General features: G+C 65.3%; 14 protein-coding genes. 12 read left to right on the top strand and 2 right to left on the bottom strand.

The window, feature by feature from the left end:
* Positions 1–7 precede the first annotated feature (7 nt).
* The 7 genes from NXY83_RS11580 to metE all read left to right on the top strand — a co-directional run bounded on the left by NXY83_RS11580 (position 8) and on the right by metE (position 7,882).
* Positions 8–907 carry a DUF58 domain-containing protein gene (locus NXY83_RS11580; protein WP_258802392.1) on the top strand — a complete coding sequence of 300 codons (900 nt, stop codon included), beginning with the start codon at positions 8–10 and terminating at the stop codon, positions 905–907.
* On the top strand, positions 897–1,367 hold the full coding sequence (locus tag NXY83_RS11575; protein WP_258802391.1) for a hypothetical protein: 471 nt from the start codon (positions 897–899) through the stop codon (positions 1,365–1,367). Before NXY83_RS11580 ends, NXY83_RS11575 begins: the two co-directional genes overlap by 11 nt.
* Positions 1,358–2,374 (top strand): vWA domain-containing protein, encoded by a 1,017-nt coding sequence (locus NXY83_RS11570; protein WP_258802390.1) that lies wholly within the window; start codon positions 1,358–1,360, stop codon positions 2,372–2,374. Before NXY83_RS11575 ends, NXY83_RS11570 begins: the two co-directional genes overlap by 10 nt.
* Positions 2,371–3,393, top strand: a complete 1,023-nt coding sequence (locus NXY83_RS11565) for a vWA domain-containing protein (protein ID WP_258802389.1) — start codon at positions 2,371–2,373, stop codon at positions 3,391–3,393. The genes NXY83_RS11570 and NXY83_RS11565 overlap by 4 nt, the downstream gene beginning before the upstream one ends.
* Positions 3,390–4,148, top strand: coding sequence for a hypothetical protein (locus tag NXY83_RS11560; RefSeq protein ID WP_258802388.1), 759 nt, complete (start codon positions 3,390–3,392; stop codon positions 4,146–4,148). The genes NXY83_RS11565 and NXY83_RS11560 overlap by 4 nt, the downstream gene beginning before the upstream one ends.
* A 363-nt stretch (positions 4,149–4,511) precedes the next feature.
* Positions 4,512–5,480 carry a methylenetetrahydrofolate reductase gene (locus NXY83_RS11555; RefSeq protein WP_258802387.1) on the top strand — a complete coding sequence of 323 codons (969 nt, stop codon included), beginning with the start codon at positions 4,512–4,514 and terminating at the stop codon, positions 5,478–5,480.
* Between the two features lie 59 nt (positions 5,481–5,539).
* Entirely contained in the window at positions 5,540–7,882 is a 2,343-nt protein-coding gene (gene metE, locus NXY83_RS11550; RefSeq protein ID WP_258802386.1) for a 5-methyltetrahydropteroyltriglutamate--homocysteine S-methyltransferase, read from the top strand.
* A gap of 143 nt (positions 7,883–8,025) precedes the next feature.
* Here the strand turns inward: metE and NXY83_RS11545 are convergent, their stop codons facing one another.
* Together NXY83_RS11545 and NXY83_RS11540 are read right to left on the bottom strand one after the other, a co-directional pair.
* Positions 8,026–8,532 (bottom strand): DUF2004 domain-containing protein, encoded by a 507-nt coding sequence (locus NXY83_RS11545; RefSeq protein ID WP_258802384.1) that lies wholly within the window; start codon positions 8,530–8,532, stop codon positions 8,026–8,028.
* Between the two features lie 45 nt (positions 8,533–8,577).
* Positions 8,578–9,495: a LysR family transcriptional regulator gene (locus NXY83_RS11540; protein ID WP_258802383.1), complete on the bottom strand. Its 918-nt coding sequence runs from the start codon at positions 9,493–9,495 to the stop codon at positions 8,578–8,580.
* A 157-nt stretch (positions 9,496–9,652) separates the two neighbouring features.
* On the opposite strand from NXY83_RS11540, the gene NXY83_RS11535 reads away from it, so the two are divergent.
* From NXY83_RS11535 to nrdE, 5 genes are all read left to right on the top strand, one after another.
* Complete coding sequence (locus tag NXY83_RS11535) at positions 9,653–9,952, top strand: hypothetical protein (RefSeq protein WP_258802382.1); 300 nt, start codon at positions 9,653–9,655, stop codon at positions 9,950–9,952.
* 157 nt (positions 9,953–10,109) lie between these two features.
* Entirely contained in the window at positions 10,110–11,696 is a 1,587-nt protein-coding gene (locus NXY83_RS11530) for an AfsR/SARP family transcriptional regulator (protein ID WP_258802381.1), read from the top strand.
* A gap of 347 nt (positions 11,697–12,043) precedes the next feature.
* Positions 12,044–12,289, top strand: a complete 246-nt coding sequence (gene nrdH, locus NXY83_RS11525; protein ID WP_013601222.1) for a glutaredoxin-like protein NrdH — start codon at positions 12,044–12,046, stop codon at positions 12,287–12,289.
* Between the two features lie 37 nt (positions 12,290–12,326).
* Positions 12,327–12,830 carry a class Ib ribonucleoside-diphosphate reductase assembly flavoprotein NrdI gene (gene nrdI, locus NXY83_RS11520; protein WP_397427102.1) on the top strand — a complete coding sequence of 168 codons (504 nt, stop codon included), beginning with the start codon at positions 12,327–12,329 and terminating at the stop codon, positions 12,828–12,830.
* A gap of 20 nt (positions 12,831–12,850) precedes the next feature.
* A complete protein-coding gene (gene nrdE, locus NXY83_RS11515; protein ID WP_258806178.1) occupies positions 12,851–14,971 on the top strand; it encodes a class 1b ribonucleoside-diphosphate reductase subunit alpha in 2,121 nt (706 codons plus the stop codon).
* Positions 14,972–15,048: the final 77 nt, after the last annotated feature.

The raw sequence follows: 15,048 nt of genomic DNA, 5'->3' as shown, positions 1-15,048 counted from the left end.
GGCCGGCGTGACCAGCCTCCTCCTGCGCGTGAAGTCGAAGATGGCCATCTTCGCCCACCGCAAAGCCCGCGGTATGCTCGACGGCGAGTACGGTTCCGTTTTCCGGGGCCGCAGCCTGGACTTCGATGATCTCCGCGCCTATGTGCCCGGTGACGAAGTGCGCGACATCGACTGGAAGGCCACGGCGCGCCACGGTTCCCCGCTCATCAGGCGGTACGTGGCAGTCCGCCGCCAGACGCTCATCCTCGTGGCCGACACCGGGCGAAACATGGCGGCCGTTTCCCGGGCGGGGGAGCCCAAGAAGGACATCGCCGTCATGGCGCTGGGGGTGATGGGGTACCTGGCCCACCGGCACGGGGATGTGGTGGGGCTGGTCAGTGGTGACTCTGCCGGTACCCGGACCATTCCGGCCAAGGCCGGCGAAGCCCACCTGGAGCGGCTCCTGCGGCACGTCAATGAGGGTGTCCGCCTGGAAGCTCCCGCCAGCAGGCTTGAGGACCAGCTGGAGCACGTGGCCAGGACCGTCAAGGGACGCAACCTGCTCTTTGTCGTGGCCGACGAGGTAGCCGCAAGTTCCGAAATGAGCCGGCTGCTTCGCCGGCTTCGCGCCCAGCACGAAATTCTCTGGCTCACCGTCCGCGACGCGGAGCTGGCCTCCTCACCGGATGACCACGCAGCCGGCACCGCGGGAGACTTCTACAGCGTGGCCGATTTTGCCCTCCTCCCCGGAAACCTGGCGCAGTCCGCAGCTGTGGCGGCTGCATATACGAAGGCAAACGCGGAACGCGAGGCCGCGCGCCACGCCATGCTGCGCCAGGCAGGCATCACCATGGGCGAGGTGGACGGCAGCCACGAGGTGGTCACCGCACTGTTCGCCCTCCTGGAAAGGCACCGCCGTGCAGGCTGATCCCGCTTTTTACGGCCCACTCCAGTACAACCCGCTCTGGATGTGGGCGGGCGCCGCGCTCCTGGCCCTGGTGGCAGGCTGGTACGTCTTCGTCCTCGTTTCCACACGGCAACCGGTTACGGTGGAGCCGGTCCAGCGACCGGCCGCCCTGACGGATCTCTCCGCACTCAGAGCCGCCTACCTGCAACGCATTGACGACGTCGAGCGGGACGCAGCTGCCGGGCACCTCGGCCTCCGGGCCTCCCACCAGGAAATCAGCCTGCTGCTCCGCAGGTTCGTCCGCGACGCCACCGGTGTGGACGCGCTCCGGATGACCCGCCAGGACCTGGAACGGCACCCCCTTCCTGCGGCCGCAGCCGCCGTCGGGCTGCTGTACCCGGCCGAGTTCGGCACGGAGCCGTTGCCTCCCGTTTCCGCATCGGCCGCCAGTGCCCGGCAGGCGGTGCGGACATGGAGCTGATGTTCTGGTGGGTTCTTCCGCCGGCTGTCCTGGCCACGGCCGGATGCGCCTGGGCTGCGTTCCGCGCCGGCGGAAACGCCAACGCCCGACGGCGGCCCGCAGCGCATGGTGACCGGCTCACCATGCTGCCGGAATACCAGGCGGCGCTGCGGCGGCACCGGCGGTGGCTTGCGGTTGCCGCCCTCGCCTGCGCCTCGCTGCTGGTGTCCACGGCGGTGGCCGCGGCGCGGCCGGTGGAAGTCACCACAACCCGGCCGGAGCAGCACAACCGGGACATCATGCTGTGCCTGGACGCGTCGGGCTCGATGAGCAACACCGATGCGGCGGTGGTTGACGTCTTTGCCGGGCTGGCCGCCGGGTTCGACGGCGAACGGATCGGCCTGACGATTTTCGACAGTACGGCCATCCAGGTCTTTCCGCTCACCGACGACTACGGCTACGCCCAGGAACAGCTGAAGCTGGCACGGGACGCTTTCAGCGGAAAACCCGGCAGTTCCGGGTTCCTCGACGGGACCTGGAGCGGCCGCGGCTCATCCTTGATCGGGGATGGCCTGGCCTCATGCCTCAACAGCTTCCCGGCACAGCGCACTGGCGAAGGCAAAGCCAAGGATGGAGAGGCCCCACAGCGCTCGCGGTCGGTGGTGCTGGCCACAGACAATTTCCTGTCGGGTGAACCGATCATGAGCCTCGCGGAGGCGGCGGCTGTGGCGAAGGACAGGGCGGTTCACGTTTACGCCCTCAACCCGGGCGACCTCGACTATGGTTCCGGTCCGGAGCAGCCGGGAGCACAGCTGAGGGCGGCCGCCGAGTCCACCGGCGGCGCCTACTACGCGCTGGACAACCCGGAGGCCATCCCGGGCATTGTGGCGGCGGTGGAGGAAACCGAAACAGCAGTGTTGGAGGGTGCGCCCCGTGCCGTCGTTTCGGACGAGCCCGCTCTGCCCCTGATCCTTGCCCTCCTGTCCGGCCTCGCCCTGTGCGCAGCGCTGTGGCGGTTGCGGCTATGACCGGTCGCAGAATGATGATCCTGCGCAGAATCCGGCCCCGGATGGTGAAAGCCCGCTGGCTCCGGCGGGGCCTGCTGGTGGTGCTCCTTGCCGTCGCCGTAGTTCGGCCGGGACTGCCCGGCGGCTCGGTGCAGGCGGCCACCGCAGACCTCAACGTGTTCTTCGTGGTGGATACCACCACCAGCATGGTGGCCGAGGATTATGACAACGGGGCGCCCCGCATGGAAGGCGTGCGGCAGGACATTATGGCCATCGCCGAAGAGCTGCCAGGGGCGCGGTTTTCGCTGATCACCTTTGACACCAAGGGACACGTCCGGATGCCGCTGACCACCGATACCCTCGCCCTGGAAACCATCACGTCAGTCCTTGAGCCGGAGGTGACCGCCTATGCCAAGGGAAGCAGCATCACCGCTGCCCGGCAGGTGCTGGCCGAACGCCTCGCCGGAGCACGGGACAGCTACCCGGAACGGCCACGCCTCGTCTACTACCTGGGCGACGGCGAACAGACAAGTGCCAGGGAGCCCCAACCCCTGGAACTGGACAACGGCCTGGTGGCCGGGGGAGCCGTGCTGGGCTATGGCACTGCGGCAGGCGGCCGGATGAAGGAGAACACGGGCCTCGAGTCCGACGACGGCGCCCCGGACGCGCCGTACGTCCGGGACGGGAGCGGGGGAACCACCAGGGACGCGGTGTCCAGGATCGACGAAGCACGGCTCCGGGACATTGCGGGGCAGCTGGGTGTGCCGTACGTCCACCGGTCAGCCGGTGATCCGGTGGCGGCGATGATGCAGCAGGCCCGCCCCGGTGCGCTGGAACACATCCAGGACGCCGGATCCCTGCCGGGCCGGGCAGAGCTCTACTTGATCTTCGCTGCCGGCGCCTTCGCCCTGGGCCTGGTGGAGGCGGGCGTGGTCTTTCGGCGGCTCCGTGAACTGCCGGGTGCCGCCCCTCGTACCGCGCCTCGACTTGACTCCCGTTCTGCGTCCCCCTCTGGTACCGCAACGGAGGAGGCCAGATGATCCGCACGAAGCGCGGCCGAACGAAAGCAGGCGTGAACAGCAGGGAAACGCCACGGCGCCGGCGTCTCCTGCTCTGGTCTGCGTTGCCGGTGCTGCTTCTGCTCTGCTTGGCCGGAAAGCTGCTGAGTGTGGGACTCCTCGCCGGGCAGGCGGCCAGTGCGTTTGCTGCCGGGGACGCCGCTGAGGCCAAAACGGCAGCTGAAGGACTGGGCCTGGCCAACGTCGTCGAACCTCACAAGGCTCCGTTCGCCGCGGGCGACGCCCAGGTCCTCGCCGGGGACTATGCAGCGGCCCGGCCCCTGTTCGAGGACGCGTTGGACGCCGTGCCGCGTGGATCTGCCGACGAGTGCATCATCCGGGTCAACCTCAGCCTGGCCGTTGAAAAGGCCGGTGACGCCAGGCTCCTGACGGAGGATCCGGCGTCGGCCGCTGCCCTGTACGGGGAGGCCCTGGACATTGTGGATGCCGCACCGGCGGGATGTTTTTCCGCCGGTGCCGCCGGGCAGGCGGGGGAGCAGCTGACTGAAGCGAAGGGCCGCCTGAACCAAAAGCTTGCTGCCGGACAGCCCCCGGTTTCGACGGAGGTGACACCGCAGGAGGACGCTCCGGAGGAGCCGGAATCCCCGCAGCAAAGCCAGCTGGAGCAACTTGAGGACAGTGCCCGGCAAGCCCAGCGCGAACGCAACAGCGGACGCGAGCGGGAGGAGTACCTCCGGGACACGGAGTACGCCCCCGGGCCGGACCGGCCCTGGTAGGGCGGCCGGCGGCGGTGCCACGGCAGTAACAGGAGAAGCTGTTCGGCGAAGATAATTCACTACCGAAGCGAAACAAGGCGTAAGACTGCGTCTTAATTCGGAGGCCGACTTGAATGCTTTTCCGGCCCCTCCTAGAGTCTTATACAAGTTACCTCGGTAACGTGTCAGCGATCCTCCGTTCTGGAGGGTGTGGGTGCCCCCATGTGGGCCTGACATTTGCTCGCGGGAACCTTCATTTCAGGCGTAACAGTCGCGGCTGCGTCCTTGTGGAGTTTTTCCGTGTTCCCCAAACTCAAATTCATTGCCGGCCTGCCGTCACATCTGCTGACGGTGGCTAACAACGACCCAAAGCCAAGGACGCAAATGTCACCCCCAAGCCTTATTGAAGCGCATCCAAATCTATCCGACACGGCCACCCCTGTGGCGCTCTCCTACGAACTCTTCCCGCCCCGCTCTCCGGCCGCGGCAGAGTCCCTCTGGAATACCATCCGGGAACTGGAGACCACGGACCCGGACTACGTCTCCGTCACCTATGGTGCCGGTGGCTCAAACCGGGACACCGCCGTCGAACTCATCAACCGGCTCCTGCTGGAAACCACGCTCCGGCCGCTGGCCCACCTGACCTGCGTTGGCAACACGCCCCAGGAACTGGCGGAGATCGTCGGTGACCTCCTGGACACCGGGGTGCGGGGCATCCTGGCGCTGCGCGGCGACCGGCCGCAGGACGGCGCACCGCCCGTTCCTGGCTCCCTGCGGTATGCGCAGGACCTGATAGAGCTCATCCGCCGGGTTGAACAGCGCCGGTCGGCACTGCTCTGCGCCGGCAAAATCGCCGTGGGAGTGGCTGCCTACCCCACCCGCCACCCGGAATCACCCACCGAGGACCACGACGTGGAGGTGTTGCTTGCCAAGCAGCGCTCCGGTGCCGACTTCGCCATCACCCAGGTCTACTTCCGCGCTGAGCAGTTCGCGGACCTCCTGACCCGGGCCCGCCGTGCCGGGGTCACCATCCCGATCATTCCGGGCGTTATGCCATTCACCAGCCTGCGCCGGGTGAAGCGGCTGGGCGAACTCAGCGGAGTCGAGCCGGCACCGGAGCTCGTTGCCCGCCTCGCTTCCGCAGACAGCGACGCCGAACGGCGCAGGGTTGGTGTCCGCGCCACGGTGGACCTGGCCAAGGCTGCCCTCGACGCCGGCGCCCAGGGCATCCACCTGTACACCTTCAATGAACACGAGAGCGCGCTGGAGGTGCTGGACAAGCTGGCACTCCCACGGCATTCCCGCTCCGCCAGCCGGCGCTCCGCAATCCTGCAGCGCCAGCTCGCCAGCTGAGTCCGCACCGGACTCCACCCCATCACACAGCCTTCTCCACACCATCCAAGGACTTTGCCATGACTGAAAACAACACGCCCAACTCCACTCCGTTCCCCGCTGCGTCCATCCTGGGCTACCCCCGCATCGGCCGCCGCCGCGAGCTCAAGAAGGCCGTCGAGGCGTACTGGGCAGGAAAGATCGACGCCGCCGCCCTGGACGCAGCAGCCAAGGACATCCAGCTCACCGTTGCCAAGCGGCTGCAGGAGCTCGGCCTGACAGAGGCCGCAGCCGTTCCCGGCACCTTCTCCTACTACGACCAGGTGCTGGACACCACCGCCCACCTCGGCGCCGTACCGGCCCGCTTCGGCAAGCTCCTCAATGCCGAGGGACAGCTGGACATCGACGGCTACTTCACCCTGGCCCGCGGCAACAAGGAACAGCAGCCGCTGGAAATGACCAAGTGGTTCGACACCAACTACCACTACCTGGTGCCGGAAATCGGTCCCGAGACAAAGTTCACCCTCGCCTCCACCGCCAAGGTTGACGAGTTTGCCTTCGCCCTGGCCAACGGCATCGAAACCCGCCCGTACATCGTTGGCCCGGTCACGTACCTGCTGCTCTCCAAGGCCTCCGACGACGCTCCGGCCGGTTTCGCTCCGCTGTCCCGCCTCGAGGACATCCTGCCCGTCTACGTCCAGCTGCTCGAAAAGCTTGCCGCCGCCGGAGCCAGCTGGGTCCAGCTGGACGAGCCGGCCCTCGTGGTTGACCAGGACACCCCGGCCGCAGAAATCGAAGCAGCCGTGGCCCGTGCCTACGAGGTACTCGCCGCTGCCGCCAGCCGCCCGCAGATCCTCGTCTCCACCCCGTACGGTGCCCTCGACGGCCAGCTCGGCACCCTTGCCGCCACCAACATCGACGCCCTGCACATCGACGTCTTCAAGGGTGCGGTTCCGTCCGCAGCCGCCCTGGCAGGCCTGGGCAACAAGACCCTGGTTGCCGGCGTCGTTGACGGCCACAACATCTGGCGCAACGACCTCGCCGCTTCCGCCGCGAAGCTGGACGAACTGAAGGCAGCGGCCGGCAAGCTCGCCGTCTCCACCTCCACCTCCACGCAGCACGTCCCGCACGATGTTGCCGAGGAAACCCAGTTGTCCGAGCAGCTCCGCAGCTGGCTGGCGTTCTCTGACCAGAAGGCCGTCGAGGTCAAGACTCTCGCGTCGTACCTGGCCGATCCCACTGCCGCCAAGGCAGCCATCGACGAGGCAACCGCTGTGATCGCGTCCCGCGCCACCGCGGAAGGCGTCCGCCGCGAGGACGTCCGCGCCCGCACCGAGGCCCTGACCGCCGCTGACTTCAGCCGCTCCGAGTACCCGGTCCGTGAAGCAGCCCAGGAAGAAGCACTGGACCTGCCGCCGCTGCCCACCACCACCATCGGCTCATTCCCGCAGACCTCAGAGATCCGTTCGGCCCGTGCCCGCAACAACAAGGGCGACCTGACCGACGAGCAGTACGAGCAGCTGATGAAGGACGAGATCAAGCGCGTCGTGAACCTGCAGGAAGAGCTCGGCTACGACGTCCTGGTCCACGGCGAGCCCGAGCGCAACGACATGGTCCAGTACTTCGCCGAAAACCTTGAAGGCTTCGACGTCACGGTCCACGGCTGGGTCCAGTCCTACGGCTCCCGCTGCACCCGTCCCTCCATTCTGTGGGGCGATGTCACCCGCAGCGCCCCCATCACCGTGAAGTGGGCCGAGTACGCGCAGTCCCTGACCAGCAAGCCGATGAAGGGCATGCTCACCGGTCCGGTGACCATCCTGGCCTGGTCCTTCGTCCGCGACGACCAGCCGCTGGGCGAGACCGCCAACCAGGTTGGCCTGGCCCTGCGCGACGAGATCGCCGACCTGGAAGCCGCCGGCATCAAGATCATCCAGGTGGACGAGCCCGCCCTGCGCGAACTCCTCCCGCTGCGCAAGGCTGACCACGCCGACTACCTGAAGTGGTCCGTTGACTCTTTCCGCCTGGCCACCGCCGGTGTTGCCGACGCCACGCAGATCCACACCCACCTCTGCTACTCGGAGTTCGGTGTGATCATCGACGCGATCGACGGCCTGGACGCCGATGTCACCTCCATCGAGGCTGCACGCTCCCGCATGGAGGTTGTTCACGACCTCGAGTCCCACCGCTTCGGCCGCGGTGTTGGTCCGGGCGTCTACGACATCCACTCGCCGCGTGTCCCGGGCGAGCAGGAAGTCACCGAGCTGCTGGCCACGGCCGTCAAGCACGTCCCGTCCCGCCAGCTCTGGGTCAACCCGGACTGCGGCCTGAAGACCCGTGGCTACGCCGAGACCGAAGAGTCCCTGCGCAACCTGGTCAAGGCAACCCAGGCGGTCCGCGCGGACCTGCTGGAAGCCGCCAAGTAGCAACTCTGTAAGAGAGCCCGCAGAGGCTCAAGGTCCGGTGCGCTCAGCGCGCCGGACCTTGAGAAGCGGGCGAACGGTCGGCTGGTCACTTCAGGTGACCAGCCGACGTCGTTTTTTTGTTTGGTGGGTGAGCCCGTCGAAACCTAGGACTCCCAGAGGATCTCGTCGTCCACCACGCCGTCCTCGTCGGCAGAAGCCACCAGGACCTCGTCCGTGAAGTGCTCGCCGAGGGTGAAATCCATAACGAAGTAGCGTTCGGGCTGGCCGGGGAAGATCCCGACGTGTCCCAGCTTCAGGGCCTTCAGGAAAACGTCCTTGGTGAGCTGGCTGCGGTCCTCCACGCCAAAGACCTTGTGCAGGTGCTCATCCTTGAGGGCGTTGCAGTGGAACTGCAGGTACTCCTGCGGGTTGGTGCCTTCCTGGTCCAGTTCCTCGGCGATCATGTCCCGGACCTCGTCCACGAGCTCCGGGAGGAACCGCAGACGGTAGTCCACCTTGCGCAGCGCCGCTTCGTCGAAGTGGTCGTGGGCGTTGATGTTCAGGTCGAGTTCCAGCGGTTGACCGCGCAGCTCGTGCTTTGCGGCGATGAGGTGGTCCCTGCCGTGATTGAGTTCAATCTCGCCAAAGTGCTGGCTCGCTACCTTGTTCATATTCTCAACATAGACCCGAACCGCGGAGCATTCCAGCATTCAGGCCTAATTGACTGCGGTGCGCATCCCGGCGAGGGTTTCGGCCAGCAGGTCAACAAAAAGCTGCACCCGGGCGGTTTTCCGGTCATTGATCAGCAGCGCGAACACGTTCCGGGCCAGCCGGATCTCGGGAACATCCAGCACTACTACGCCCTCCGGTTTGTTCCGGAGCGCCAGTTCGGGAACCAGTGCCGCGCCCAGGCCGGCGGCCGCCATCTCCAGGCTGGCGTGGAAGTCGTCGCTGTGTGCCACCACCCGGGGGTGGAGGTTGCAGCCGGCGAAGAGCCGCTCGATCACCATGGCGTCGCTGGTGCCGGGGTGGTGCATGATCCAGGGCATCTCGGAGAGGTGGTCTGCCGCTACTTTCGCGTCCGGCCGGAACCCCCAGCCTGCAGGCAGGACCACCCGGAAGTCGTCGTCCCCGATCCATTGCCGGTTGATGGTGGCCGGCCACGCCACGCCGGTCTGTCCCACCTGGAAGACCACGGCAAGGTCCAGTTCACCGCCGGTGCGCAGTCCCTGGATGGTCTGCCCGGGTTCGGCCACGGACACTTTCAGGTCGATGCCCAGGTTCTTCCACGCCGGATTCTTCAGGATCCGCGGCAGGACATACGTTGCCAGGCTGGGGAAGATTCCAAGCCGGAGTTCCTGGCTGGCACTGTCCTGGGTTTTGGCGGCGGCAGCCATCAGTGCCTCGATGTCCGTGAGCACCTTGGCGGCATGCCGGGTCATGACGACGGCGGCTTCCGTGGGTACCACGCTCCGCGCCGAGCGCTGGAACAGGACCACGCCGGTGTCCCGTTCCAGTGCGGACATCTGTTGGGAGACGGCAGAGGCCGTGTAGCCCAGGGTTGCGGCAGCGGCCGCGAAGGAGCCAAGCCGCGTGACCTCCATCAAGGTCTTCAGGTGCACCGGATTTACCACCAGCCCACAGTACTCTGCCGCCCCGGCGCTGAAGAAGCTGCAGGACCCGGCACCCACGGCCGGAAAAGCGGCATGTGATGTTGCGTGTGACAGCCGGGATCTTCCTGCCTTTGACCATCACACCCGGCGTCACATGCTGCTGCCGGAAGCTTCTGGTATGGAAACGATCACAAAGACCACAGAAGAACTGAACACCTTCCTGGGCCTCACAGCCGAACGCATCGTGGCTGAAGGGACCGCCGCAGAACGAGCGACCCTGGAAATCCTGGCAGACGCGGCCCGGCCGATGGCAGCCGGCGCGGCCGCTGCGCTTGAGGACTGGGACGGTTCGGAGATAGCCCGCCTGCGGGCATTCGGGATTGTTCACGGCGTGCTGATCAGCGAGTTGGGGGCGCCGGCACAGGCTGGACTCCTGGCGCGCTTCAGGCCCTCAGCGGCTATGGTGCTGGCTGCCTGAGCGTTGCTACATTGACCTCGTGCTGCGTCTTCGGTTGATCGGCAGATTGGGCCTCGAACGCGATGGCCAGCCGATACCCGCACCCAGGGGGCATAAATCCTGGGCGGTGCTGGGCAGGCTGGTCAGATCATCAAAGCCGGTCTCCCGCCAGGTCCTCGTGGATGAATTGTTTGCTGACGCCGACGATCCCATGGGGGCCCTCCGGTGGACCTTGGCAGAACTGCGGCGGAAAACGGGCCTGGTCAATGCGTTCAGGGGCAATCCGGTTTCGCTCCCGCCGGGTATGGACGTCGTGGCGGACGTGGCCAACCTCCCGCAAGCCGTACAGGATGGCGAACTTCCTGAAGGGTATTTCCTGGAAGGAATCGAGGTCAGGGGATCGCCGGGATTTGAGTCCTGGCTCCTGGTGGAGCGCCAGCGCGTCGACAGCGAGGTGCTTAGTGCGCTGAGGCAGGCAGCGCTGCGTGCACTTTCCGGCCGTGACTTCCCCCGGGCCGTGGAGCTCTCCCGTGCAATGGTGGAGAGGGCGCCACTGGAGGAGGGGCCGCATGTCCTGCTGGTCAAGGCACTGGCATCCTCCGGTGACACGGCTGCTGCCCTCCGGCAGGCAGCCGCGAGCGAGGCCATGCTCACAGCCGAACTTGGGACAAAGCCGACGCCGGCCATCCGCGCTGCGGTCCGGCCCGCCATTGCGGGACCAATACCGGGCGTCTCAGCCCGTGCTTCAGCCGAGACCTTGTGTGAGGCGGGGCTGGCGGCGCTGTCGGCCGGCGCGGCCGACGCCGGGATCGAATGCCTTCGGGGAGCGTCAGCTGCAGCCGAGCTGTCCGGCGACAAGGAACTGCAGAGCCGTTGCCTGACCGAGCTTGGCGCCGCGCTGGTCCACTCCATCCGTGGCTATGACGACGAAGGCTCCATCATCCTTGCCGCCGCTGTTGACCTGGCGGCAGCGGCAGGCGCGGAATCCGTCTCGGCCAAAGCGCTGTCAGAACTGGCTTACGTGGACATCCTGGCCGGCCGACGGACCAGCGCTGCGGGATACCTGGAGACTGCGCGTGGCCTGACCACCGGGGACGCCTCCCTTTCGGCCGCCATCGCCGGGTTTGAAGCCATGAACCTCAGTGATTGGGGCAGGCTTGAGCCTGCGGCGGACCGGTTCGGAGATGCCGTGGAGCTAAGCCGGAAAGCCGGAGCGGCGAGGCGTGAAGCATGGAACCTGGGAGTTGGCGCGCGAAGCCTCTTCATTCTGGGCCGCGCGGACGAGGCAGCGGAGTGGGCACGCCAGTCGTGTGAGATTGCGCGCACTGAGAGATGGGCAGCGTTCCGGCCCTGGCCGGAAGGGTGGCTGGCCCACGCCCGCCTTGCCGCCGGCGAGCGGCCTGCGGTGGTGAGGGAGGAGGCGGAGGCAACTTTCGCACTCGCGCGCCAGCTGCAGGACCCCTGTTGGGAAGGACTTGCGGCAAAGACCATCGGGCTCACGCATCTCCTGGAGGGCAATGCGGAAACTGCGCTGGAGTGGATGCAGAACGCAGGGACCCTCTGCGGACGCGTCACCGATTCCTACACGTGGATGCAGGTTGAGATTCTGCTCGCCGAAGCCCGTGCAGCATTGGACTATGGTGATGTGGCCCGTGCTGATGCAGTAGCGAGGCAGGCTGTGGCCGGGGCTGCCAGGGGAAGCATGAATGATCTGCTGGACCGCGCCTTGGGCCTGCTGGCGTCGCTGCCGTCAACGTCCGGATGAGGGGATTCCGGGCGTTCGGATTTGGGTGCCGGGATGGTGCCTCCGGTGTGGTGTGCTGTGGGCTTCGACACGGCCTGGGTGCGTTCCCGACACGCCGCCTTTTCGCCGACACGCTGGGCGGTAAATGTGGCTAAGTACTCCACAGGATGTGGATGGTGTCCACAAAATCGGCGGGATTCCGGACATTTTGAGGGCACCTGCCTGTGGATTAAAAGTGCATAAAATGACATACTTGTAATACATCATCTTGGGGTTCCAAAGAGGCGTCTGCACTAGATGTAGTATCTAGGTACAGCTTGGGCGGGGACACCGGACGAGCAAGTTTTCCAGAAAAGGGGACAGGAACCATGACCGTAACGGTTTACACGAAACCTGCGTGTGTTCAGTGCAACGCCACCTACCGGGCGCTCGACAAAAAGGGCATCACCTACCAGAGCGTTGACATCTCCCAGGACGCCGAGGCCCTTGAGCGCCTGAAGGCATTGGGCTACATGCAGGCACCCGTTGTGGTCACGGACCAGGACCACTGGTCAGGCTTCCGCCCGGACAAGATCGAGGAACTGGCTCTCTCCGCTGTTTCCTCTGTGGCATAGGGACCCTTTCCCTGCCGGCAACCATCAAGCAGCTGAGGTGACTCCCATGGCAGCACCAACAGCACAGGACTCCCACGTGGCTCAGCGCGTGGAATCCTCCCGGCCTGTCCCGCCGGTTGTCACCGGCAGCCAGCTCATCTACTTCTCCTCGGCATCCGGGAACACCAGCCGCTTTGTCTCGAAGCTTGGCCGTGACGTGGCCCGGATTCCGCTTTTAGCCAAGGATGCACCCCTTCTCGCCACCCGGCCGTTTGTGCTGGTGGTGCCCACGTACGGCGGCACCGGGGGAGAGGGCTCCGTCCCCAAGCAGGTCATCCGGTTCCTGAACAACCCGCAGAACAGGCAACTGCTCCGCGGGGTCATCGGTGCCGGCAACACTAACTTCGGGGACAACTACTGCATGGCGGGGGACATCATCGCCGCCAAGTGCGGAGTACCGCACCTCTACCGCTTCGAATTAATGGGCACGCCAGAAGACGTGGCCCGCGTAAACAATGGATTGGACACGTTTTGGACACGACTGTCGCAGACACAGAAGTAACCAGGGCCCAAAAGCCCGAGATGCCGGCCGCCTACAAAGGCCTGGGCTATCACGAGCTGAACGCCATGCTGAACCTGTACGGCCCCAACGGCGAGATCCAGTTTGAGGCTGACCGCGAGGCTGCACACCAGTACTTCCTGCAACATGTGAACAACAACACCGTCTTCTTCCATGACCTGGAGGAGAAGCTCGAGTACCTGGTGAAGAACGAGTACTACGAGCGCGAGACGCTTGACCAGTACACGATGAACTTCATCCGCGAGCTGTTCAACCGTGCGTACAAGAAGAAGTTCCGGTTCGAAACGTTCCTGGGCGCGTTCAAGTTCTACACGTCCTACACGTTGAAGACCTTTGACGGCAAGCGCTTCCTGGAGCGCTACGAGGACCGCGTCTGCATGGTTGCCCTGCACCTGGCCCGCGGCAATGAGCAGCTCGCCCTGCAGATGGTGGACGAGATCATCGAGGGCCGCTTCCAGCCGGCCACGCCCACGTTCCTGAATGCCGGCAAGAAGCAGCGCGGCGAGCTGGTCTCCTGCTTCCTGCTGCGCATCGAAGACAACATGGAGTCGATCGGCCGGTCCATCAACTCTGCGCTTCAGCTGTCCAAGCGCGGTGGCGGCGTGGCCTTTGCGCTGACCAACATCCGCGAGGTGGGCGCGCCCATCAAGCAGATCGAGAACCAGTCCTCCGGCGTCATCCCCGTGATGAAGCTTCTCGAAGACAGCTTCTCCTACGCCAACCAGCTCGGTGCCCGCCAGGGTGCCGGTGCCGTGTACCTGCACGCGCATCACCCGGACATCTACCGCTTCCTGGACACCAAGCGCGAGAACGCGGACGAGAAGATTCGCATCAAGACCCTCTCGCTGGGCGTTGTCATCCCGGACATCACGTTCGAGCTGGCCAAGAAGGACGAGGACATGTACCTGTTCTCGCCGTACGACGTCGAGCGCGTCTACGGCATGCCGTTCTCCGACGTCTCGGTCACCGAGAAGTACTACGAGATGGTGGATGATTCCCGGATCAAGAAGACCAAGATCAAGGCCCGGGAGTTCTTCCAGACCCTCGCCGAGATCCAGTTCGAGTCCGGCTACCCGTACATCATGTTCGAGGACACCGTGAACCGGGCCAACCCGATCGACGGCAAGATCATCATGTCCAACCTGTGCTCGGAGATCCTCCAGGTCTCCCAGCCCACCACGTACAACGATGACCTGTCCTACGCCGACACCGGCAAGGACATCTCCTGCAACCTGGGCTCGCTGAACATCGCCAAGACCATGGACAGCCCGGACTTCGGCCTGACCATCGAGACGGCCATCCGGTCACTCTCGGCTGTCTCGGACATGTCCAACATCACCTCGGTGCCGTCCATCGCCAAGGGCAACGACCAGAGCCACGCGATCGGCCTGGGCCAGATGAACCTGCACGGTTACCTGGCGCGCGAGCGGGTGCACTACGGTTCTGAAGAGGGCCTGGACTTCACCAACATCTACTTCTACTCGGTGGTGTACCACGCTGTCCGCGCCTCCAACCTCCTGGCCATCGAGACCGGCCAGACCTTCGGCGGCTTCGAGAAGTCCAAGTACGCCTCCGGCGAGTTCTTCGACAAGTACACGGAGCAGGAATGGGTGCCGCAGACTGAGAAGGTTGCGGAGCTGTTCAAGAACGTGCACATCCCCACGCAGGCTGACTGGCTGGCGCTGAAGGCTTCGGTCATGGAGCACGGCATTTACAACCAGAACCTGCAGGCCGTTCCGCCCACCGGCTCGATCTCCTACATCAACAACTCCACCTCCTCGATCCACCCGGTGGCGTCCAAGATTGAGATCCGCAAGGAAGGCAAGCTGGGCCGCGTGTACTACCCGGCGCCGTACCTGACGAACGACAACCTGGAGTACTACCAGGACGCGTACGAGATCGGCTACGAGAAGGTCATTGACACCTACGCCGCTGCCACCCAGCACGTGGACCAGGGCCTGTCCCTGACGCTGTTCTTCAAGGACACCGCCACCACGCGCGACATCAACAAGGCCCAGATCTACGCCTGGAAGAAGGGCATCAAGACCATCTACTACATCCGTCTCCGCCAGCTCGCGCTGGAAGGGACTGAGGTAGAGGGTTGCGTTTCCTGCATGCTTTAATTTTCAACTAAATGTGCCAGTACGACGGCGGGTGCCCGCCCGCCGTCGTACGCTTTAACTTAGAGAAACCACCCAAC

It is taken from the genome of Pseudarthrobacter sp. NS4, from assembly GCF_024758005.1.
In the GTDB taxonomy this organism is placed as follows: domain Bacteria; phylum Actinomycetota; class Actinomycetes; order Actinomycetales; family Micrococcaceae; genus Arthrobacter.
The sequence above is the reverse complement of the archived record's forward strand: the minus strand, read 5'-3'. Positions and strand labels throughout refer to the sequence as shown.